A 557-nucleotide genomic window follows, 5' to 3' on the forward strand; every position below is an offset into this window, starting at 1 on the left:
TTGACCACCGTATAGCCGAAGACATGGCTCATGGCGTCCACGCGAGAGATGTTCTTGCCACCGCGGCCAATGACCACGGCCAGTTCCGCTTCGTAGTCAATGCATTCCGACACACCTGCGGGGATCAGAACGTCGTCGAAGGCGCCGATCACGCACTCTGGCACTTTGGTGAAGACGATTGGCCAGGATTCAGGATTCGCATCGTTATCCTTGAACACGGACGCGGACAATTCCTTCGCGTGTGCGTGGTAGTTTCGGCCCACGCAGAAGACGTTGCGCCGTGGGCGCGGGATCGGCGACATGAGGGTCACGTCGCCGATCGCGACACTTTCCTKCTTCAGCGGATCGGGCCGCTTGTCTCCCCGGCTCGTGCATTCGATCCATTCCAGCGCAGCGCGCTCCGCCTTGTGGGCAGGCACATCGAAAGGTTGAACGGATTGACCGTCTGAACTGACCGCCCCGAAGTAGGGGCGATCTTGGTACCGATACGTGACTAGTTTCAAGTCGAGTCTCCAAAGTTGTTGCAGGCATCCGTTCAGGAAGCAGGCCTGCCATTC

General features: G+C 59.0%; 1 protein-coding gene. It reads right to left on the bottom strand.

The genetic code is table 11. The features are described from left to right. A partial coding sequence (locus AC1DTN_RS38835; protein ID WP_477925548.1) for a fumarylacetoacetate hydrolase family protein occupies positions 1-503 on the bottom strand: 503 nt, incomplete at its 3' end. Positions 504-557: the final 54 nt, after the last annotated feature.

The sequence above is a fragment of the Rhizobium sp. 01T444 genome (assembly GCF_056398305.1).